General features: G+C 50.8%; 21 protein-coding genes. 11 read left to right on the forward strand and 10 right to left on the reverse strand.

Features of this window, described 5'->3' with window-relative positions; all coding sequences use genetic code 11:
- Nucleotides 1-71 precede the first annotated feature (71 nt).
- Nucleotides 72-503 carry a DoxX family membrane protein gene (locus tag KDD30_RS18605; RefSeq protein ID WP_211651482.1) on the reverse strand — a complete coding sequence of 144 codons (432 nt, stop codon included), beginning with the start codon at nt 501-503 and terminating at the stop codon, nt 72-74.
- A 222-nt stretch (nt 504-725) separates the two neighbouring features.
- On the opposite strand from KDD30_RS18605, the gene KDD30_RS18610 reads away from it, so the two are divergent.
- Together KDD30_RS18610 and KDD30_RS18615 are read left to right on the forward strand one after the other, a co-directional pair.
- A complete protein-coding gene (locus KDD30_RS18610; RefSeq protein ID WP_211651483.1) occupies nt 726-1,667 on the forward strand; it encodes a hypothetical protein in 942 nt (313 codons plus the stop codon).
- A 224-nt stretch (nt 1,668-1,891) separates the two neighbouring features.
- Nucleotides 1,892-2,641, forward strand: a complete 750-nt coding sequence (locus KDD30_RS18615) for a metallophosphoesterase (RefSeq protein WP_211651484.1) — start codon at nt 1,892-1,894, stop codon at nt 2,639-2,641.
- Between the two features lie 96 nt (nt 2,642-2,737).
- Here KDD30_RS18615 and KDD30_RS18620 read toward each other — a convergent pair whose 3' ends face one another.
- The gene (locus KDD30_RS18620; RefSeq protein ID WP_211651485.1) at nt 2,738-3,646 is read right to left on the reverse strand and encodes a DMT family transporter; all 909 of its coding nucleotides are present in this window, start codon (nt 3,644-3,646) and stop codon (nt 2,738-2,740) included.
- A 110-nt stretch (nt 3,647-3,756) separates the two neighbouring features.
- On the opposite strand from KDD30_RS18620, the gene KDD30_RS18625 reads away from it, so the two are divergent.
- On the forward strand, nt 3,757-4,647 hold the full coding sequence (locus tag KDD30_RS18625) for a LysR substrate-binding domain-containing protein (RefSeq protein WP_371826117.1): 891 nt from the start codon (nt 3,757-3,759) through the stop codon (nt 4,645-4,647).
- A 35-nt stretch (nt 4,648-4,682) separates the two neighbouring features.
- On the opposite strand, the gene KDD30_RS18630 is transcribed toward KDD30_RS18625, so the two are convergent.
- Together KDD30_RS18630 and KDD30_RS18635 are read right to left on the reverse strand one after the other, a co-directional pair.
- Nucleotides 4,683-4,901, reverse strand: a complete 219-nt coding sequence (locus KDD30_RS18630) for a deoxyribodipyrimidine photo-lyase (RefSeq protein ID WP_211651486.1) — start codon at nt 4,899-4,901, stop codon at nt 4,683-4,685.
- Between the two features lie 68 nt (nt 4,902-4,969).
- On the reverse strand, nt 4,970-5,935 hold the full coding sequence (locus KDD30_RS18635; RefSeq protein ID WP_211651487.1) for a LysR family transcriptional regulator: 966 nt from the start codon (nt 5,933-5,935) through the stop codon (nt 4,970-4,972).
- A 165-nt stretch (nt 5,936-6,100) separates the two neighbouring features.
- Between KDD30_RS18635 and KDD30_RS18640 the strand changes: the two genes are divergently transcribed.
- The 4 genes from KDD30_RS18640 (at nt 6,101) to KDD30_RS18655 (ending at nt 9,540) form a co-directional block, all read left to right on the forward strand.
- A complete protein-coding gene (locus tag KDD30_RS18640) occupies nt 6,101-7,303 on the forward strand; it encodes an MFS transporter (protein WP_211651488.1) in 1,203 nt (400 codons plus the stop codon).
- Nucleotides 7,304-7,589: 286 nt separating this feature from the next.
- The gene (locus tag KDD30_RS18645; protein ID WP_211651489.1) at nt 7,590-7,802 is read left to right on the forward strand and encodes a cold-shock protein; all 213 of its coding nucleotides are present in this window, start codon (nt 7,590-7,592) and stop codon (nt 7,800-7,802) included.
- 477 nt (nt 7,803-8,279) lie between these two features.
- A complete protein-coding gene (locus tag KDD30_RS18650; protein ID WP_211651490.1) occupies nt 8,280-8,495 on the forward strand; it encodes a hypothetical protein in 216 nt (71 codons plus the stop codon).
- A gap of 154 nt (nt 8,496-8,649) precedes the next feature.
- Nucleotides 8,650-9,540 carry an alpha/beta hydrolase gene (locus KDD30_RS18655; RefSeq protein ID WP_211651491.1) on the forward strand — a complete coding sequence of 297 codons (891 nt, stop codon included), beginning with the start codon at nt 8,650-8,652 and terminating at the stop codon, nt 9,538-9,540.
- Between the two features lie 53 nt (nt 9,541-9,593).
- Here KDD30_RS18655 and KDD30_RS18660 read toward each other — a convergent pair whose 3' ends face one another.
- From KDD30_RS18660 to KDD30_RS18680, 5 genes are all read right to left on the reverse strand, one after another.
- Nucleotides 9,594-11,285: an ABC transporter ATP-binding protein gene (locus tag KDD30_RS18660; protein WP_249199417.1), complete on the reverse strand. Its 1,692-nt coding sequence runs from the start codon at nt 11,283-11,285 to the stop codon at nt 9,594-9,596.
- Nucleotides 11,278-11,781 carry an ABC transporter ATP-binding protein gene (locus tag KDD30_RS18665; protein ID WP_211651492.1) on the reverse strand — a complete coding sequence of 168 codons (504 nt, stop codon included), beginning with the start codon at nt 11,779-11,781 and terminating at the stop codon, nt 11,278-11,280. The genes KDD30_RS18660 and KDD30_RS18665 overlap by 8 nt, the downstream gene beginning before the upstream one ends.
- A complete protein-coding gene (locus KDD30_RS18670) occupies nt 11,781-12,950 on the reverse strand; it encodes an ABC transporter ATP-binding protein (protein WP_211651493.1) in 1,170 nt (389 codons plus the stop codon). The genes KDD30_RS18665 and KDD30_RS18670 overlap by 1 nt, the downstream gene beginning before the upstream one ends.
- A gap of 93 nt (nt 12,951-13,043) precedes the next feature.
- Entirely contained in the window at nt 13,044-13,916 is an 873-nt protein-coding gene (locus tag KDD30_RS18675; protein WP_249199468.1) for an AraC family transcriptional regulator, read from the reverse strand.
- Nucleotides 13,917-14,070: 154 nt separating this feature from the next.
- Nucleotides 14,071-15,420 (reverse strand): MATE family efflux transporter, encoded by a 1,350-nt coding sequence (locus KDD30_RS18680; protein WP_211651495.1) that lies wholly within the window; start codon nt 15,418-15,420, stop codon nt 14,071-14,073.
- 119 nt (nt 15,421-15,539) lie between these two features.
- On the opposite strand from KDD30_RS18680, the gene KDD30_RS18685 reads away from it, so the two are divergent.
- The 3 genes from KDD30_RS18685 (at nt 15,540) to KDD30_RS18695 (ending at nt 17,709) form a co-directional block, all read left to right on the forward strand.
- Nucleotides 15,540-16,424 (forward strand): LysR family transcriptional regulator, encoded by an 885-nt coding sequence (locus KDD30_RS18685; protein ID WP_211651882.1) that lies wholly within the window; start codon nt 15,540-15,542, stop codon nt 16,422-16,424.
- A gap of 77 nt (nt 16,425-16,501) precedes the next feature.
- The gene (locus tag KDD30_RS18690) at nt 16,502-16,954 is read left to right on the forward strand and encodes a carboxymuconolactone decarboxylase family protein (RefSeq protein ID WP_211651496.1); all 453 of its coding nucleotides are present in this window, start codon (nt 16,502-16,504) and stop codon (nt 16,952-16,954) included.
- A gap of 11 nt (nt 16,955-16,965) precedes the next feature.
- The gene (locus KDD30_RS18695; protein ID WP_211651497.1) at nt 16,966-17,709 is read left to right on the forward strand and encodes a helix-turn-helix domain-containing protein; all 744 of its coding nucleotides are present in this window, start codon (nt 16,966-16,968) and stop codon (nt 17,707-17,709) included.
- A 33-nt stretch (nt 17,710-17,742) separates the two neighbouring features.
- On the opposite strand, the gene KDD30_RS18700 is transcribed toward KDD30_RS18695, so the two are convergent.
- Nucleotides 17,743-18,954 carry an MFS transporter gene (locus KDD30_RS18700; RefSeq protein WP_211651498.1) on the reverse strand — a complete coding sequence of 404 codons (1,212 nt, stop codon included), beginning with the start codon at nt 18,952-18,954 and terminating at the stop codon, nt 17,743-17,745.
- 104 nt (nt 18,955-19,058) lie between these two features.
- On the opposite strand from KDD30_RS18700, the gene KDD30_RS18705 reads away from it, so the two are divergent.
- Nucleotides 19,059-19,961, forward strand: a complete 903-nt coding sequence (locus KDD30_RS18705; RefSeq protein ID WP_211651883.1) for a LysR family transcriptional regulator — start codon at nt 19,059-19,061, stop codon at nt 19,959-19,961.
- Nucleotides 19,962-20,018: the final 57 nt, after the last annotated feature.

Genomic DNA, 20,018 nt, shown 5'->3' on the forward strand with positions numbered 1-20,018 from the left:
TCTGAAACGGGGGCTCCCAGAGCCCCGTTTTTTATTCAGCAAGCAGGGTGTTATTCACCTCATTCAAATTGTCAGGATGTCCTCTTTCCGATTGGTAATGTCAGTCGGTCAAAATCTCTGAGTACATACAGCGCAACACAAGCGGCCAGCATTGGCCATGCTGTAAAGAAAAGCAGGTTATTCAGGGGATCAAAGTATTTTGCCATAGAAGCCAAAGTAGAGCCTGCATGCATCAGCATCACGAGTAAATAAGTGATCTTCTTTGCGAAGCCACAAAGAAATGCGAGGACAAACAGAAGCTGTAAGACACCGAGAAGCATCGCCAATGGCGTTGATATCTCAAGTCCGTAGAAATGGGAAAAGACCTTTTGTGTATGTTCCGGAGCCAGTAATTTGTCCAGCGCCCAAACGAAAAAGACCAGCGCAATACTGACTCTGAGGCTGAGGAGCACGAAAGCCAGCTTTTGGGGGCGGGTGATTGTGTTGAATCTGTCATGGATCATCTCTCAGGTGAATGAATGTGGCTTGTTCTTGACCCAGAGCGGTCTCATAAAATTTCACCGGACGGAAAGGAAAAAGTCATCAGACAGCCTGTGTTCAGTTTTTATATCGTGTTTTGGTATCAATAGCAGAATTTGACGTCTGTTCAGGCGGGGTCATGATCGATTTTCTACAATCGTTGTTTTGTCTGAAACGAACCGAAATTCCAACCGAAGGATGTTCCCTTGAAAAAAAGATGCTGGTCCGCCGTATTGATGCTGAGTTTGTCTTCCTGTTTCTTCACCGGGATCGCCCATGCCCGGCAATCACCAGTACAGGTGCCCGGCACTGCGGTGACGATGAGCCCGCCGGATGGATTTGTTGTGGCACAACAGTTTTCCGGGTTTGCCTATCCGGGAACAAACGCCAGTATCTTGCTGGCTGAAATCCCTTCTGCGTCATTTACGCAGTTGACCGAGGTTTTTGCTGATCTGGCGCTGGCAAAAAAAGCGTTTGCACCCCAAGGCATCGACGTGAAGCGTCTGCTGAAAGTGAATCATCAGGGGAAAGAGCGATCAGTGCTTGTGGGTGTACAACGGGTGAATGGTGTTGATGTCGGGAAGTATATGGTACTGGTGCCGGGACAGTCCGGGGTGTTGCTGACCTACAATATTGTCCCGATCGAGCGTTTCAGTGAGCAAAGTATTGTCGCTTCTATTGCTTCTGTGACGATGGGGGATGCTTTAAGTGCTGCAGAAAAAGCTGCCGCGTTAGATTTCTCGTTCCAGGTGTTGCCGCCATTTCATCTGGCCGATGTGATGACAGGCTCCACCGCCATCCTGACATCCTTTACGGGGGTCGACCAATCCGGTAAAAAACCATTGATTTCTGTAGGGCGGTCTCTGACTGCAACCGCAATGGATGATCCGAAACTTTTCTCTGAGCGACTCGTCAATCGGGTGGCTGGCTTTGAAAAGGCAGCGACGATCCAGGTAAAACCCGTTCACTTCGCGGGGCTGGAAGGGTTTCGTGTCGAAGCGGTCAATCAGGACAGAACCATCATTCAATATACGGGGTTTGAGCCGAATGGCGCTTATTTCCGGCTGATTGCCGTGGGTTCAACACAGGCTTTAGCGGAGATCTCCGATACGGTTGATCAGATTGCACAATCTGTGAAGAAACGATAAGAATTCTGATGCTGATCAGGTAAGGTTGGCAGAGAAATTGATGTCATAGGGATAGTTATGAAAGGGTTCTGGATTAAGTTTGTCATCACCTTGTTGGTCCTTGCCGGATTGTTTGCCGGTGTTTTTTATTATGTACAGAGTGGTATTCAGTAATCGGTTTGGTTGTGCTTCAGGCTGGAATCTTGTCCAGTCTGTTTTCGGGTTGAAGTCACAAGGAGGGAGTCTTGGAAAAATATGCAGTGTTATCGGATATTCACAGCAATGTGTTTGCGTTGGAAGCTGTGGTTGAGGATGCAACCTGGAAAGGGGCGACGCGATTGGTCAATCTGGGAGATATTCTGTATGGCCCGATTGCACCACGGGCGACGTTCGACTTTCTGAAAGCTCACGATGTGATCACGATTTCGGGGAATCAGGACCGTCAAATTTACGCGTCCACTCAGGCAGAAATCGCGGCGAATCCAACTCTGCAGTTCATTCTGGAAGACTTAGGGGAGGAGCCGGTTGAATGGTTGAAGCAACTCCCGTTTGACCTGCAGATTGAAGCGGATCTTTATGCCTGTCATGGCACACCAACCGATGATTTGGTTTATCTGCTGGAAGATATTCGCTCGGGTTCACCTCAGGTGAAATCCGACGTGGAGATTATCGGGGCGTTGGGTGGGGTAACTTCAGGATTGATTTTGTGCGGACATACCCACATCCCACGCTGCATTCAGGTATCGACCGGGCAACGGGTGATCAATCCGGGCAGCGTGGGGTTGCAGGCTTATCTGGATGAATTGCCTTTTCCGCACGCGATGCAAAACTACACGCCTCAGGCGTCGTATGCCTTGATCGAAGAAGGCATTCATGGACAGTGGGATGTTTCATTTCACCGGGTCGACTATGATGTCGACCGTGCTGTGTCTGCTGCCAGGGCTCAGGGCCGGGAAGACTGGGCGCAGTGCCTGAAAACAGGTCGCTGTTCTTGAACACCTTTTGTATGAGGTTCTGCCTGAGTGGCAGGTTTTAGCCGGGCAATTGAAATTTGCCCGGCGGATTTCATGCTGACAGGGAAGCTGAAAGAATCAGCTTTCTTCAACTGGTTCAGCGCTGACGGTTGGATTCTGTTGGTAAGCAGCTGCTTTCTTCTTTGCTCTTTTTTCTTTCTGCGCCAGCCAGACCAGCGGCAGAATAATCATCACGGTTCCCAGAATCATCGGCAGATCAGGGATTTCGTTGAACCAGACCATACCCAGAACCACGGCACCAATCAGGCCGCTGTACTCAGCACTGGCGATTTTATTCGATTCGGCCGCACGGTAGGCCAGCACGCAGGCCCCTGCGTAAATCAGGATAAAGGCGCTGGAACCGGCAGCAGTCCAGAACGGCGTAAAGTCCCAGGGCTGGCCTTCCCAGACAGCCAGCGCCAGGGCAGCCGGCATACCTGCCAGATTGGTCAGCATCAGGGTCTGTGCCACGGTCTGATGTCTTGGCAATTTGCGGACCAGCAGGTTATTCCATGCCAGTGTGAATGCAACAACTAACGCGGCAATGGCAGCCCAGTTAATTTCGGTCGGACGGATGATCACCAGCACGCCCATAAAGCCAATGACGGCAGCACCGACTGAGTATTTCGACAGCTTTTCCTGAAACAGAATCATGGCTAGCGGCAGCATGATCAGCGGCGCTGCGTAGAAAATCGCATTTGCGGTCGCCAGAGGCAGACTGGTGATGGAAATGACCATGAAGACCATGCCCAGCAGCCAGATGTGACCGCGCAGCGCATGCCATTTGAAACCGGCGAAAAAGTCAGCGCGTTTGGTTGTGAAACAAAACGGAGCCAGAATCAGCACTGAGGTCAGCTGACGAAAAAAGACAAACTGAAAAATGGCCGTGTCTTCGCCCAGAGATTTAATCATGGCATCGGAGCAGACAGCAATGAGGTTGCCAACCACCAGCAGCATCATGGCAAAACCAACAGACATTTGAGGCATAAGCCGCTCCTTATTTTTGTTCTGAGAGAGAAATCAAGACGACAACAAACTGTGATCCGAAGCATAAACCAGCCAGAGTGATGAAGTATAATGATATAAATTTTTTTGGTATGAGTTTTTTCGATAATGAAGCTGCCACCCTCCGGGCTGTCCATTACTTTGAAGCGGTCGCCCGTTTGAACAGTTTTTCGCGTGCTGCGGAATTTCTGAGCGTGACGCAAAGTGCGGTCAGTCATCAGGTGCGTTTGCTTGAAGATTATCTCGGAGAAGAGTTGTTTCAGCGACAGGGCAGGCAACTCTCACTGACGCCGGTTGGCGAGCGATATTATGAGCAGGTCAGCCATGCGCTGGGGGATATTGCTCAGGCCAGCCAGCAAATCAGGGAAGGGGAAAGCGGCAAGATCCGTTTGGCATTGTACAGTTCGCTGGCCGTAAAATGGCTGATTCCGCGACTGGATAATCTGCGTCAGTTGCATCCGGAAATTGAGCTCACGCTGAATATGGTCAGCAATGACCCCAATTTCAGTGATGAGCTGGCCGATTGCTTTATTACTGTTTCCCCACCCAAACGCAGTCATTTTGTTTCAGAGCTGTTGTATCACGAGCAGTTGTATCCGGTGTGCAGTCATAAACTCTGGCATCAAATGCGCGACAAACCCTTGCCGCAAGCTTTGTGGGAGCACCCCTTGTTAACCACCCGCTCGATTTTTAAACATGCCAAACATGGTGAAGACTGGCACCGCTGGTGTCAGTTGGGTGGTTTTGAATTGCCGGAAACGGCACGCTTTCAGTTGTTCAGCCATATGCTGCTGGCTGCGGAAGCAGCGCGCTATGATCAGGGGATTACCTTTCTGAATGATTACCTGATGAATGATATTGACCGCCAGCAGCACTTCGTTCGCATTCCGATGCATGAGCTGCCCACGGGGACAGCTTTTACTTTGTCTATAAGAAATCACGGGCGAAACAGTCCTCCATCATCACACTGGGTCGCTGGCTGAAAGCGCAATGTGATGAACTGGACAGGCGGGGCTGATCAGAGCTTGTCCAGATTTGCCAGACAGTATTCCGCTCTTTCAAGCACGGCTTGACGTTGCGCACTCCACTGTGAAATCTGGCTCTGGAAATTGTCCTGAGTCTGTCGTGGCAGGTAGTACAGGCACAGCAGGTGATCGACCTGCGCAGCCGTTTGTTGCAGGGCCGGGTTATCGTGCAGTTGCAGATCGTCGCTGAATATAAACAGTCCTGTTGTCATGACCTGCCCCCAAAAAAGATGTATCACAAGTTTAGGCCGGAATGCGTGTGTATTTGACGATCCGGCGATCAGTTTTCAAGAATCTGTTGTGAGTGGCCGAGGCTCGCTGAATCTGCGCGATGAGCAAAATTGCTCTCGAAAGTCTGGCTGCTGGTGTAGATGGATTCGCGGACCAGCTCTGCAATTTCGACAATCAATTCAATCATGCCGGGCTGACGGGCCTTTTTGCGTGAGCACATAATGAACAGGGACTCAGATAGACGCGCAGATAAGTGTGGTAGCACAGGCACAAGCCCCTGAGTACCGGTGCAGAGATAAACAGGTAAAACCGCCAGCCCCATGCTTCGTTGTGTTGCGTGGCGCTTCGTCAGGTTGTTATCAAAATACTGACTGAGGACCGGCAGAGAGAATTTACTTTGCTGCGCATAGATGTTGGGCCAGTCCATTTTTCCCTGTGATTGGATCAGCAATCGGTGCTCGGTCAGATCAGCCAGAGACTCCGGCGTGCCGTATCGGGCCAGGTAATCCGGGCTGGCCGCAATGATTTTGTTGATATCGGCGACCCGCTGGTAATAAAAAGACGGGTCAGGCTGGGAGAAATTGAGGGCAATATCCAGATCATCTTCAAAGAAGGCCTTCTCGCGGCTGGTTTCGACCAGGTTGATCACCAGATTCGGGTAAGTCGTCATCAGTTGATCAATCACGGGTAACAGCAGCTGATGTGCCAGTGCCACTGAACAGGCCAGATTCACCGGGCCGGTGAGTGTTTCAGTCTGGCTGAGTGACAACATGCAGTGTCGCAGGCCATTCAGGCTGGTCTGACACTCAGCCAGCAGTTTCATCCCTTCCCGGCTGAGTTTGAAGTGATGCTTATTTTCACGTTCAAACAGTGAACAGCCAAGCTGGCTCTCCAGCTTTTTGATCTGTGCACTCACCGTAGACTGCGAAACATTCAGCTTGTTCGCTGCTCTGGAAAAACTGTTGTACTCAGCGACTGCCTGAAAATAATGCAGCAGCGCAAATGATTTATCCATCTTCATTGACATCTATCTATAAATAAATCCGTTTGAATGAATTATCATTGATGTTTTGCTCAATTTACACTGGTTCTAATGACATAACGATAGGTAATTCCAGTGAATCTTGACACCCGATATGCTTTTCAGATGGCACTTGATAGCAGCGCGGCAGGCGTTTTTATGGCTGTTTCGGGCCTTTATTGTTTAGCTGAAGGTCTGACACTGCCACAAATCGGCTGGTTTTTTACGGTGTTTTTTGTCGTGATGGTCGTGCTGGAAGTCCCCAGTGGGATACTTGCTGACCGCATCGGTCATTTACGGACTTATCGCATTGCCAAAGGCTTTGACATGCTGAATTTTGGCTTGCTGGTCTTGGCACCCAGTGCAGAGGTGATGCTTCTGGCATCTGCGGTCGGCGGGATCGGCAGAGCTCTGGGTTCCGGGTGTCTGGAAGCCTGGTTCGTCAATCAGCGGGATCTGATGTTGATATCCGACACGACAAAATCAGCCTTGTCCCAAGCGAATGTCTGGATTCTGACCGGATTGGGTTTAGGGGCTGCAATTGGGGGCGGTTTGACGAGTTTTGTCCCCCAGACGCCTGTCGCGGAGGTATTTGAAGCAAACCCTTACAAAGCAGCGCTTCTCCTGAGTTTGCTGATTCACTTTGCCGCATTTCTGCTGAGTTTTGCCAGTTTTCATGAAGGTGAAAATTATCAGCAGCTGAGGGTCGATAGGGAATATGTTGGGCCGAATCCTATTCAACGCAATGGCATCGCACGACTGAAGACCTTTTGTTCAGGCAAAATTGTGGTGTTGCTTTGCTGGCAGTTTTTGTTCGGGTACACACTCGCAAATCACAGTATCTATTGGCAACCCGTCCTCAGTACATTGCAGGGCGGGGGAGCAGTCTTGTCCTGGATTGGTTTGATTCTGGCATCAAATTATCTGGTTGCAGCTATCCTCGGGCACCTCTGCCGACGGATGCTGACGAAAGCCAGTGCGCCTGTCTGTTTACTGCTTCTGTCCTTGTTGGTGGGATTGTCACTGGTTGGGCTGTCGGTTGTGAATCATGTGAGGTATTTGATCATCGCTTGCTGGTTGCTGCTATCTGCCGTGTTTTTATCACGCCCGGTGATCGCGGCAGAATTACACTTGCATATCCGCCCCAGCTTCAGAAGTGCGGCAGTTTCATCCCTATCGTTCAGTTTGAATGCAGGGGGTATGGTGGCAGGAATGATTTTGTCTGTGCTCACAGTTCAATGGTCTGTGACTGCGGCTTGGCTGCTGAATGCGTTCTTGGTCTCGGGTCTGGCGTTGGGACTGTATCTGAAACATCGCCAATTGAATTCAGCCGTTCCGATTGATATGGCTGAAATATCCTGAGCCAACGCTGATGGAGGGGTGAATGAAAGGGGGAAAGGGCTGTTTTTTCAGTTCACCCTAAAATAAACCTTTACAACAGATGCGGCTCGCGTATGATTCGTTTTGCTCTGTCGCTCAGATATTGTCATGCAACAACAAGTCAAAGTTAAACCTCAGAATTTCTTCATTACTGACGTGATCCTCAGTGTTTCCCTTAGCTTCATCGTGACATTCAATCATTCAGCTATCAGCGCATCGCATCATTGCGATTCCTATTTTTGAATTCATAATTTGTAAGGGACATCTCATGTCAAACAAATCAACTGGTCTGGTAAAGTGGTTTAACGAAGAGAAAGGTTTTGGTTTCATCACTCAAGACAACGGCGGTGCTGACGTATTCGTTCACTTCCGTGCAATCGCTTCAGAAGGCTTCAAAACTCTGGCTGAAGGTCAGAAAGTGTCTTTTGACGTTGAGCAAGGCCAGAAAGGTCCTCAGGCTGCGAACGTTGTAAAACTGTAAGCCTGTTCCGGCGCAAAGCATTTATGTCTTTGCGCCGATCAATCCTCGTGTTGTAACCTTTCTACCCTCTCTTCAGCAATTTTCATCACAATATTCTTCTGATTCATTCGTTAAATCCCAACTGTCTCATTGTCGCAATATTTATTTGATACAAATTCTCTGAAAGAAGATGCTGCATGGTGAGCAATGCTCAGACCATCAGTTCATTTCATTAATTATTTAAGGATATATATGTCACGTTCAACCGGCCGTCACCGTTTTTGGTTTCAGCTGAACCGTTCCAACCATCGTTCAGACAATATAATACCAATCGCAGTCAATCACTGGTCATCCTAGCTTGTTCAAATGTTCGATAACTGCGTTAGATTTTTTGATTGTAGAATGACGACTTATCTAAAAAATCTGCCTGGTTCTCAAACATTTTTCCTGAGCTATTTTTGACCATTGACTTACTTTGATTGGTATAAAAGGAGAACTATGATTGTTAACTTCACGCTCTATCAAACGAATGTTTCCTGGAGCTCAAAGATTCATCAGTTAAATGATGACGTACTCATGCGTCATGTACAGGTTAAAGGCCAAATGGCTTCGAGAGATGTCGGATTCTCTTATTGCGAAGCATCTCAAACCGGGGAAATCCTGAGTGCTGATGAGCGAATCATCGGTCAATTCAGTGTCGTGGCTGAATTCTGACAGACGTCGAAAGCCATTTGCTCTCCGTAACCAACGCTCTCAGAGTTGATACGTTTTTAAAATTATCCGGCGGTTGCCTTCACTGAGCCCGGATCAAGTTTCTTACAGTATAAAATTGCATCTACACTCTCATTAATCCCCTCAATGAAAGGTGATGCAGTTGATTAAAGCTCTGATCGCAGTGATTTATATGGTCGCAGTCTTGGGTCTCAGTGGCTGCGAAAGTCTGTTTTTCTGGCCTTCCAAACAACTGGTTCCATCACCAGAAGTGTTGAAATTTACCAAGGAAGATAAATTTTTCACCGCTCAGGATGGTACGTTAATCCATGGCTGGCAAATTGCCGCGCAGGGTGAAAAACAGGGCACGATTTATTTTCTGCACGGGAATGCGCAGAACCTGAGCTACCATGTCGCCAATGTTTTCTGGCTGGCAGAAAAAGGCTGGGAAATTGTGATTATTGATTATCGGGGTTATGGCCGAACAGCCGGTGACCCTGATTTTGCCAAAGTTCAGCAGGATGCACTCGCGGGTTATCTGGGGGTTTTAGAATCCCGGCAGGATCAGAAACCTGTCATCGTCTGGGGGCAAAGTTTAGGTGCCTCCATCGCCATCAATATGGTTGCTGAATTGCCTGCAGCACAACGACCGCAGGGTTTAATTGTGGATAGTACATTCAGTTCCCACCAGAAAATTGTGCGGGAAACTTTGGGGAACTTCTGGCTGACGTATCTGTTTCAGTATCCATTGAGCTTGTTCTTTACCGACGATTACGCGCCTGAACAAGCGATTGCCCGAATTGATAATGTGCCGTTCCTTTTTGTTCACAGTGTTCAGGATCCGGTCATTGATATCAGCCATGCGCAAACCCTCTATCAGCTTGCCCATGATCCGAAGCAGCTCTGGGTGTCTCCCGTCCCTGGTCATATTGCCGCCTGGAACGATGAAGTCTGGCGGGATCATCTGGTCTGTCAACTGAATCGCTGGCCGCAGCTGAATACGCAGGAAGCTGCTTGTGAGGATGCGGGTCTGGCTGCCGCCAAATAAAAACGGACAATCATGAGATTGCCCGCTTCAAAGATGCTATATGCTCTGCGGTGTTAAACCAGAGCAGAGGCTGCCTGCCAGAATGCCTGATAACGCTCGCTTTCTTCCATCAGCACATCATGCTGTCCGGACAGCACGAGTTGTCCGTTCTCCATCAAGAAGATTCGGTCAGCATCCACAATGGTATCGAGCCGGTGGGCGACGGTGATGACCGTTTTATCCTGACAATGCCGATGTAATGAAGTCAGGACCTGTGCCTGATATTCGGTATCGAGGGAGGCGGTAACTTCGTCCATCAGCACAATTCGGGCATCGTGCAACAGCGCGCGTGCAATACTCAGACGCTGACGTTCGCCACCGGACAGACGATTTCCGTTCTCGCCAATCTGACTGTCGATTCCGTCGGGTAGCCGTGCGACCAGATCGTAAAGCGCTGCATCCTGAATCACCTGTGACAGCTCGCTGTCTGTTGCGTTCGGGTTCGCAATCAGCAGGTTATCTCTCAGGCTCCCGGACATTAATTGCACGTCCTGAGTGAGATAAGTCAAATGCCGGTAAAGGTGATTTGTGCCCATGTCGCCCAGGGTCAGGCCACCGATGGTTATCTCGCCGGATGTTGGTGCATGGAAGGCTGCGATGAGATGCAACAGGCTGGATTTTCCGGCACCACTGGGGCCAATGATGGCGACTTTTTCTCCGGGATGGATGGTCATAGATACTGGCCCTAATACACGCGTCTGATTCATCGACAGGCAGACCTGATTCAGCGCGATGGTCATGTCTTTCGGCTGCTGGCCGGTTCGGGCTTGTTGCGGTGCTGTCGCAATCTGGTGCAGATATCCTGCAGACCGGCTGAAGTGACGCAGTAATGTTGCGAAAATAGCCAGTCGGGTCATTGGCCGGGTACCGGCAAAGGATACGGCTGCGATGGCAAGCCAGGCATTCAGCGTGAGCGTACCTTCGCTCAGTTGCCAACTGCCGATAAGCAGGGCAGCCGGAATACTGAGATCGACCAGCAGCGTGGCTGCCATCACGCCGGCCCCGGCAGCCCATTCCAGTGCCAGACCGGAGTCGCGGATGTGACCAATTTTGCGACTTAAAGGTGCGGCAAGCCGATCAGCATTACCAAAACTTTTCAGCATGGGTAAGCAAGCGATGTATTCCAGCAGATCGTTTTTCACATGCGTCTGGCTTTCTCGGTCTTCGATTGCGGCCTGTCGGAAGTGTTTTTCAGCAAGATACAGGGTGGCTCCTGCCATCAGGAGAAACACAGTGACAGTTGCGGCGACAGGCGGGGACAGCCAGAACAGGCAACCTAGCATGGCGATGGGTAACACAGTGGCCGCAAAGAGTTCAGCGACCAGATGGCTGAATATATCTTCGAAGAGCTTCAGATCTTCAGTCAGCACTTTGATGCGCTCTCCCAGTCTTTGTCCCAGCAGGTTTGCTAACGGCTGGTGGCGCACATCCAGCAAAAGCTGGCCGCGCAGTGCATGGGATATCCGGTACGCCCCAAGGAAACTTTTCTTTGCGGTCTGGCCAACCCACCACTGGAGCGCAATCACGGCGGTGGCAATTGGGATCAGGAGCCAGCCTGAAAACGTCTGGTGACCGAGCAGTAGTGCGAGGACAAGAAACCAGATCACCAGAAACAGGGATTCATTGGCCATTCTGCCGATCATGCCTTGCCAGAACTCTGCCGTTTTCACACCACTGTGGCGAATGAGGAATTGAATATCATGCATGGGAAGTCTCCAGTAGCGAACCTTGTTCGATCAGCCAATGGCGGTGAAAACCGCTGATGGAATTGAGCGGGCGATGATGAATCACCAGCTGGATCTGGCTGGGAGCGTAGGCAGCGATGGCATTGAGGATTTTTTGTTCCATTTCGCCGTCAAGGTGTGCCGTTGCTTCATCCAGAATCAGGACAGGGGTATTCGCAAGCAATGCACGTGCAATCGACAGGCGCTGTGTTTCACCGCCACTGAACTGGCGGGCAGCTTCTCCCATCTGAGTATGGAGACCTTCAGGCAGTGCTTTGATGCAGTCATGCAGGGCGAGTTTGTCCAGCAACTGCCAGATACTTTCTTCGGTCATTTCGCAATTTTGGTGCTGATCCTTGATGGCCAGTGTGAGGTTGTCGTAGATGGAACCATGAAAGAATACAGATTGCTGACTGACCGTCGCTATATACCGGGCACGCGCCTCGTCAGATAAGGTACTGACGGGCTGCTGGTTCATCAACCAGTCGCCATGTTCCGGCAACAGCCCCCGGAGAGCACTTCCAGCAGTGAACTTTTCCCTGAACCGGACTGTCCCTGAATCAGAACACGGTCGCCGGGGTGAAGCTGTGTGGTGACTTGGGTGAGCACGGCGTGCCCGTCACGACTGATGGTCAGATTGTCGCAAGACAAAGAGCGCAGTTCAGAATCGCAGACCCCTGTCGTTTGTTGTGCATGTTGGAATAGCGGGAGTAACCGGATCAGGGTGTGGCTGGATTTCTGAATCTGGCTGACAACCTGAGTCAGATCCTGCCAGGGTTTGAGGACACCTGCGGTTATGGCGGTCGCCATGGTCAGATCGACCAGCGAAATGCTGCCTGCAGCATAAAGCATGAGCGCCACAGGAACTGTCAGAATGAATGAAGACTGCGCGACAGTCACAAAGCTGACCCAGCCGCCGATGAGTTGGCGGGTGTAGAAATTCACCACACGGTTGTGACGGCGCAGGGCTTTTCTGAGCTGGCGGAATGAATCGGTATCGACGGCAAATAATTTCATCACCCCGATGTGCTGCAGAAAATCCATCTGGGCGACATGCATGCGATCGATTACGGACTGATAACCCGCTAACCGGGTTGAAAAATGACGCATGATCAATGTCTGAACCAGTGCGGCAACGGGCAGGGGAAGCAGGGCGATCAGCCCAAGCCGCCAGTCGATATAAAACAGAAGGCCGGTCAGCAGCACCGGCATCAGCAGACCGTTGATGATATCTGTGCCATGATGCGCAATCAGCGGCTCCAGTCCCTGACAGTCATCCGTCAGTCGCTTTTCTAAATCTGCCCTGTGGTAGCGGCGGAGTTTTTCGGAAGGCATGGTTGCAAGCGAATGAACCAAGTGCTGCCGGACTTTCTGAATCATATGATACGCCGCAAGATGCGCCTGCCAGACAGCGATACCATAACAGAGATGACGGATTACAAATGCGGCTCCGGCAATCACAAGATAAGGTGTGGCGGACTGCTGGCTGAACAGTGCCTGTGCGGCCAGATACAGCATCAGCCATGGAATGAATTCAATCAGTGTGGTGATGAATGCAAATGAAATCGAGGTGATGACTCTGACTTTTTCGCTGTTCAGCATAGCCCGCAGGGCCTGGCCGGGAGTGAGATGATCGGTAAGTTGCATGATAAGGCTCCTTTTGAAACAAGAGCCATTGTGAAACCCGCAGACAGGCGGTGCTGCGAAAATCAGCAATAAAAATATAAGAATCGGAAATTTCTATCGGGTGCGGAATACTTTGGGGGTTACGCCGGTTTCCCGTTTAAAGACCTGACTGAAATAGCTGACCGACTGAAAACCATGCGCCAGCGCGATATCCGTGATCGAGGTCTGGGTTGTTCTCAGCGCATCTTTTGCCAGCGCAATGCGTCGTTGCTGTATCCAGGCGGCAATACTCATGTTGAATTCATCCCGGAAAGCTTGTTTTAAATAGCAAGTGTTGGTGCCGGTTTGTCGTGCCAGTGCGGTAATAGTCCAGGGGTGATCCGGTGATTGCTCGACCAGAGTCGCCGCTTCCCAGGCAAGCGAGTTCTCGCGCGGATGAATCATCATCAGTGCCAGCATTTCTCTGATTTTTCCCTGTAACCACAGTTGCCGGACATCTCCTGTGAACGGACACTGCCAGATAGATTTTGCGACATGCAGCAACTCGCCATGCATCTGACTTTGCCACCCGGAAAGATATTTGTCGTATTGCGCCAGACTGTGATCCTGCCGGTTATCAACGAGGGCCGAGGCCAGGCCGCTATCAAACGGAAAATGGATACGGATTGCCTGAAGATCGCCGCCTTTAGGCAGGATTAGGTCTTCATCCTCTTTTTGGGAGGCCAGAATGGTTGCCATACAGCGATAGCGGAAGAATTCGGCTGGATATTGCGGATATTCGGGGCTGAATGCCGCGTTGTTTCCGATGGCGCAAATGTAATATCCAGAGGGGGTAGAATCGAGCAATTTGATGGTTTTCAAGGCCTTGAGGTGATACACCTGCGCGCTCACACTGGCGTCGAGTAAAACGTTATCGACTTTGCCTTCAAGAAGGTCTGGTGGTAACGGTTTTACGGGGAGTTGATCCATCGGATACGAGCATGTCATCACAGTCATCATCTTTTATTTGGCTTGATAATGAGAATGATTATCGCAAAAGTTCAGTCAAGCATCAAAGCCCAAGTGCACTCATATGTATAAAAGAATCTGCACATGTATGAAAGGTCACGGGCAGCCCTGAGATTGCCCGTGACCCGCAGCTTCAGGCGTTCACGAATTTCAGCTGGGTTGATGGCTGATGCAGCGCTCGCCACATCGCTGTCAGTGCCAGGACGGCCAGTACGATGTTTGAGAGCGGCATGGCCAGCCAGACGCCCGCCAGCCCCAGCCATTTCGGCAACAGCCAGAGGAATGGCAACTGAATCAGCATATTGGCCAATGAAATGACCAGCGCCATGCCGCCCCGGCCGACCGACATGAAATACACTGAACTGATCACAATCAGTCCATCCAGAAACAGGCTGAACAGATGCAGCCTGATGCCGTTTGTTGCTTCACTCAGAAGTGCAGCATTGCCTTGGTTAAACCAGCCAATGATCGTGTCCGGCAGGAAGTTGAGCAGGGCGATCCAACTGATGCCCACAACGCAGGTGACTTTGCATGCCAGCCAGACGGTTTGCCGGATTTTATCTGCAGCCTGTTCGCCATGAAAATAACTCACTGGGGGTTGCATCCCTTCGGAAATCCCCTCGGCCAGCAGGTAATACAGCGTCATCAGATAGCCGACGATAGCATATGCAGCGACATGGGTTGCTGAACCGTACTCCATGAACAGGCGGTTGTGCAGAGCAACCATCACGCCTGTGTACAGATACATCACCAGACTGGACGATCCCAGTGCCAGAATATCCGCCATCTTTTTCAGATCGGGCAGGCAAGCCGACGATCGGATTCCGAGTGTCGAAAACCGGCTCAGGAAATAACTCAGCCCAAGCAAGAGGACAACACCCTGTGCAGTCACGGTCGCGATGGCAGCGCCCGCCAGTCCCCAGCCCAGCTTGCCGATCATCACATAATCCAGCACCGTATTCAGCACCGCGCCCAAAACCATTAAGGCCGTGGCAAATTTCGGAGAATCATCGTTTCGTAATAAAAACGGCATGGCACTGGCAGCAATACTGATCATTGAAAACACGGCAAAGATCCGCAGGTAGCTGGTGGCATATTCTGCCGTTTGGCCCGCAGCGCCTTGCAAAGCGAGCAAAGGGCGACCGAACTGCAGTAAAAAAGCAGAGCTTGCCAGCCCGGTGAAAGCAATGACGATCAAGGCATTCCCCAGTGAAGCACGGGCTTGCCCGGTCTCTTGCCTGCCGCGATAGGTTGAGATCAGGCTGCCAGCACCCATCCCAATCATCAGGCCGGTGCCAAGCAACAGACTGATGATTGGCCAGGCCATGTTCATCGCAGTCAGACCGTCCTGACCCAGATAGTGACCGACGAAAATGCCATCCACAATCTGATACAAACCGTTGACCAACATCGCCATCACGGCAGGAATGGTAAACCGGTAAAACGTCCGGCGAATGGATGTGACTTGTTGAATCGCTTCCATGATAAACCTCACAAGAACGAAAGCAGATTTCAGAATGGCGATGATTCTCTTATCAGATTAAGATGGAATAAAGTTAGTTACTATCCGGTTTTCGGATGGGTGAGGGGATCATGTCACGTATCAATTGGAACCTGGATCAGCTGGAGGCTTTTGTCACAGCGGCTCAAACGGGCTCCTTTACTGCAACCGCGCGAAAACTGGGGAAAGCACAGTCACGTATCAGCACCGCGATTGCCAATCTTGAAGCCGATCTGGGTTTTGCACTGTTTGACCGGGCCGGAAAATATCCGGTGCTCACGGAAGATGGCACTGCCGTTTTGAATGATGCCCTGTCGGTGCTCTCTCAGTGTGAGCGTTTGCAGTCGCGTGCGTTATCGGTTGCGGCATCTAAACCCGTACAACTGACCATTGCGATGGATGAAGCGGTGCCGATTGAAAATTTTGAAACGCTTTATGCCGGGCTTGCGCTGCAGTTTCCGAATTTAAGCCTGACATTGCTCAATGGCTCACAGGAAGATATTGCCCGTTGGATTGATGAAGGCAGAGCTGAGCTGGGATTCGTGTTACAGGATCACCCGTTGCCATTGTCACTGGAGCGGTATGCGATTGTCCGGACCGGGCAGTCGCTGATCGTATCCGACGATCATCCGCTGGCTTCGGTTGATGCACCAACCGAAAGCCAGTTGATTGCGTATCGGCAGCTGGTGATTCGGGATCGGATGGGCAATGCAATCGGTAAACCGCTTTCACCAAGCTATTGGCACGTCGATAGCTTTTATCTCATTTCATCGTTAGTGATGCGCGGGATCGGCTGGGCCTTTGTACCGGAACATGTTGCCAGAGCCGACTGGTACGCCGTGAAAACCTTGTCGACGCAGAATTTACCGTATCAGCCGGACTTCATGTTGTCAGCGGTGAAACGCCGGGACAGCGGCTGGAATGATGTGCTGAAGTGGATGCTGGATGAAGCGCAGCGCTTATTTCGCGAAGAAGGTGCACGATAATTCAGGCATGTCGGAAATCTTCAATCTTTGCTGCGGCTGATTGGGTACTTTAGTTTCAAAGACAAAGGAGAACCCTCATGACAGCACGATTAGATTATTTCAGTACGGCACCACAGGCGATGGAAATTCTGGTGAAACAGGAGCACTATTTCCATCATCAGTTTCGCGAATCGGCAACGATGTCGATGACGATTTGGGAATTGGTGAAGCTGAGAGTTTCGCAGATCAATCAATGCGCTTTTTGTATTGATATGCACAGTAAAGATGCGATCAAACTGGGCGAACAGCCAGAAAGACTTTATGGACTGAACGCATGGCGGGACATGCCCATGTATACTGATCAGGAACGCGTCGCACTGGCATTTGCAGAAACGCTCACTGCGGCACAACCGATTTCTGAGACGCAGTATCAGGAAATTCTGAACACGTTCGGTGAGCAGAGCATGGTCGACCTGACTTTGGCGATCAATGCGATGAACAGCTGGAATCGGGTGGTGAAAACTTTTCAACCTGCAGTGGGCAGTTTTTAAACGGACGGGTGATGGATTTCAGAATCTACAAACCACAAGGAAAACTTGCAGACCATATCCAGGCGATATGGTCTGTTGCTGTCCCTGAAAATCAGGCTGCCGCTGAGCAAAAGCTTCTGTTCAGCGATGCTGGCACAGGCATTGTGTTCAACCTTGGCTGCGAAATTGTTTGGGGAGAGCGGCCACAGCCGATGGGCGTGGTGCTTGAATCCGTCAGCCCCAAAGCGCAGGCAGTATTGCTGCCCCCGGGCGCTGTGCTGGCGGGGATTCGTTTTCATCCTGCAATGGGGTTCAGCTTTCTTGGGAAACGTTACGACCGTACTGTTCAGGCTGAGGACGATCCGGAACATGCGCGTGCATTACAAGCACTACAGTTGAAGCTGGTCAATAGCACCGGACATCAGGGTAGAATCAGCCTTATCTACCGCTGGCTGATTCAGTCAATGGATGTCCAGCAAGCGTCACATGATGCGATTTCCGGGATCATGAAAGCGGTGCATTCCCATGATGAGTCGCGGACTTTGCCTGTCAGTCCTCGTCAGATCGAGCGGCATTTTCAGAAATGGCTCGGTATCACGCCGAAACATTATCAGCGTATTCTCAGGGTGCGAAACACCATCGACGTGATCAGAACAACCCCTGATATCAATCTGGCGGAATTGGCTGTCGCACAAGGCTTTTCGGATCAGGCCCATATGACCCGGGAATTTTCTGCCATTGCCTGTATCACCCCCGGCAATTCAGCCAGCGGGTGAAACAGCGTATTGCCCGGGTTCAGTAATACTTGCTCAGCGACATTGATTTGGCCTGGTCTGTTGCTTTGATGATCTCAGATGTTTCCATATACAGGCTGGGACGAGCAGCGTCAGGATGACCGAAACGGCAACAAGCTGTTTGAAATCAATCGGCTGCGTTGCAGCTTCCGAAATCATGAAGCTACTGAAGATCGCCCCCAATCCGACTGAAAGATGCTGAACGGCATTCTGAATCCCAGCCATTTTTGTCCGGAGGGCTGCTGGTAAGTCACTCAGGGTCGAAGTGACTAAGATCAGACTTCGCGCTGAACTGACCGTCATAAATCCGGCAAACATTGCCAGTGCCAGGTGCGGATTGTCCGTAAAAAACCCCAGGACACTGCATAATCCCATCAGGCCGGACAACACCGCGATACAGGTCAGATCTGAGCATGTCCCGTGATACCTGCTGTAACTCTGAATGAGCAGGAAAGAACCCGTCCCCCCGGCAAGATAGCTCAGTGCGAGTGATGTTTCAGAGAGATGCAGCCGTTCTACCAGCATGACCGGAAACTGAGTTGACACCAGAAAGGTGCCAAGGATGGTCATGGCGATCAGTAAGGCGAATGGCAGTACAGCGAATGGAGGCATTTTTTGGGCATCTGCCGGATGTGAATCAAGCTCATCTTGCGGATGTGTTGCATCGGGACGAATCAGCACCAAAAGCAGACACATGAAAAGCAGTCCTCCGATCACATAGAACGTACTTTGCCAGCCGAAAAAGTGAGTCAGCCACAGCAAGACAGGGACGCCCAGCGTCAGTGCCAGTGGAAAAGTACTCATCAGCATCGCCATATGTCGTTTCCGCAGCTGAGGAGGACTGACCCGTGCAAGTGCGTTCATATTCGTCACTGCCAGCATCCCCCCAAAGCAACCTGCTGCGGCTCTGGCAACGAGCAGGGCATTGAAATGCTGTAAAAATGGCAAAAGAAGCGTCGAAATGGCTAAACCCAGCAGGCAAATCAGGTGCCACTTTCGTTCTGACTGAGCTGAGCGGGTCAACAACAGGCTGCTGAGTGCCGCACAGAGTGCATAGCTGCCGGACAGGTAGCCCGCCTGGGATGCGTCGTTGTGCGTTTCCTGAAGGATAAATATGCTGAGTGGCACAATGATCAATAAGTCCAGTGCCATCAGAAAATGGATCAGGTAGGTCAGCATGGTGCCATTGGAACGTGCGGTATGCTCGGAAATACGATTTGAATTCATGGTTGTTTTGTCCAAGTATCGTTCGAAAACTCAGATTGTATAAACCTGTTCAAAGGGATAAATTGGGTTTCATTGGTTTGATTATCCCGAAAAGTGGGTGAATGATGTTAGAGCAGGTCGAAACCCAGTGGCTGCAAACTTTTCATGCTGTCTATCTTTGTCAAAGTTTTAAGCAGGCTGCGGAGATGCTGACGGTGCCAACGTCCAATGTCAGTCGTCATATCGCTTTACTTGAATCGGCAATCAACGCACGGCTTTTCGAAAGAACGACTCGCCGGATGACCCCGACAGAGGCAGGGCATCAGCTCTATGGATCAACCTTGCCATTACTGACGGCCCTGAATGATGCATTGGAGGATGTCCGGGATCATGCCAAAAGCGTCACGGGGCAGTTAAAACTGCTGATGCCTGATTTACCCGTTTTGGCCGAAACGGTCGTGAGTTTTTGTGAAAAACATCCGCAACTGAGCCTTTGCTGTGAAACCAGCCTGAGCCCGAAAGAAGATTTGCTGGATGGCTTTGATATTGTCCTGAGTTTTCACCGGGGAGCGCTGGCAGACAGCGGCTGGGTTGCCAAAGAAGTGTTCCGGAAGCGAAGCTGTATTGTGGGGTCCCCGGCACTGATTGCGCGGGTTGGACAACCGAAAACGCTGCAAGAAATTCAGCAGTTGCCCTGTATTACGACGCTGACTGCGCTGAATGGCTCGCCGTGGATATTCAAAACGGCAGATGGAAAACAACAGACTCTGCCGGTGAAATCTGCATTTAAAGTGAACAGTGGAACCCTGGCCAGCCGGGCGGCGCTTGCTGGATTCGGGTTTGCCATGTTGGCTCAGGAAGCCTGTCAGGAGGCCATCGAATCGGGTCGGCTGGTTTTGATCGAACTGGAAGCTGAACCGGAAGATTTAGTGCTGCACGCCATCTACGCAGGCCGCAAACATCTGCCTCAGAAAATTCGTGCGTTTTTGACGCATCTGGAGAATCAGATGTCCTCCTCAAAGCTTTGATGCGATAAGAAACAGAGCGTTGTTCTGCGGCTGCCGGACTGCGATTCTTTGGCACAA

It is taken from the genome of Photobacterium sp. GJ3 (assembly GCF_018199995.1).
GTDB lineage: Bacteria > Pseudomonadota > Gammaproteobacteria > Enterobacterales > Vibrionaceae > Photobacterium.

Bases quoted from the DNA above. Each gene is read 5' to 3' on its own strand.
- KDD30_RS18645 (WP_211651489.1), top strand. From the start codon at position 7,590: ATGTCAAACAAATCAACTGGTCTGGTAAAGTGGTTTAACGAAGAGAAA.
- KDD30_RS18695 (WP_211651497.1), top strand. From the start codon at position 16,966: ATGGATTTCAGAATCTACAAACCACAAGGAAAACTTGCAGACCATATC.
- KDD30_RS18655 (WP_211651491.1), top strand. From the start codon at position 8,650: ATGCAGTTGATTAAAGCTCTGATCGCAGTGATTTATATGGTCGCAGTC.
- KDD30_RS18675 (WP_249199468.1), bottom strand. From the start codon at position 13,916: ATGACATGCTCGTATCCGATGGATCAACTCCCCGTAAAACCGTTACCA.
- KDD30_RS18700 (WP_211651498.1), bottom strand. From the start codon at position 18,954: ATGAATTCAAATCGTATTTCCGAGCATACCGCACGTTCCAATGGCACC.
- KDD30_RS18670 (WP_211651493.1), bottom strand. From the start codon at position 12,950: ATGCAACTTACCGATCATCTCACTCCCGGCCAGGCCCTGCGGGCTATG.
- KDD30_RS18690 (WP_211651496.1), top strand. From the start codon at position 16,502: ATGACAGCACGATTAGATTATTTCAGTACGGCACCACAGGCGATGGAA.
- KDD30_RS18665 (WP_211651492.1), bottom strand. From the start codon at position 11,781: ATGAACCAGCAGCCCGTCAGTACCTTATCTGACGAGGCGCGTGCCCGG.
- KDD30_RS18640 (WP_211651488.1), top strand. From the start codon at position 6,101: ATGGCTGTTTCGGGCCTTTATTGTTTAGCTGAAGGTCTGACACTGCCA.
- KDD30_RS18620 (WP_211651485.1), bottom strand. From the start codon at position 3,646: ATGCCTCAAATGTCTGTTGGTTTTGCCATGATGCTGCTGGTGGTTGGC.
- KDD30_RS18630 (WP_211651486.1), bottom strand. From the start codon at position 4,901: ATGACAACAGGACTGTTTATATTCAGCGACGATCTGCAACTGCACGAT.
- KDD30_RS18705 (WP_211651883.1), top strand. From the start codon at position 19,059: ATGTTAGAGCAGGTCGAAACCCAGTGGCTGCAAACTTTTCATGCTGTC.
- KDD30_RS18660 (WP_249199417.1), bottom strand. From the start codon at position 11,285: ATGCATGATATTCAATTCCTCATTCGCCACAGTGGTGTGAAAACGGCA.
- KDD30_RS18605 (WP_211651482.1), bottom strand. From the start codon at position 503: ATGATCCATGACAGATTCAACACAATCACCCGCCCCCAAAAGCTGGCT.
- KDD30_RS18650 (WP_211651490.1), top strand. From the start codon at position 8,280: ATGATTGTTAACTTCACGCTCTATCAAACGAATGTTTCCTGGAGCTCA.
- KDD30_RS18625 (WP_371826117.1), top strand. From the start codon at position 3,757: ATGAGTTTTTTCGATAATGAAGCTGCCACCCTCCGGGCTGTCCATTAC.
- KDD30_RS18680 (WP_211651495.1), bottom strand. From the start codon at position 15,420: ATGGAAGCGATTCAACAAGTCACATCCATTCGCCGGACGTTTTACCGG.
- KDD30_RS18635 (WP_211651487.1), bottom strand. From the start codon at position 5,935: ATGGATAAATCATTTGCGCTGCTGCATTATTTTCAGGCAGTCGCTGAG.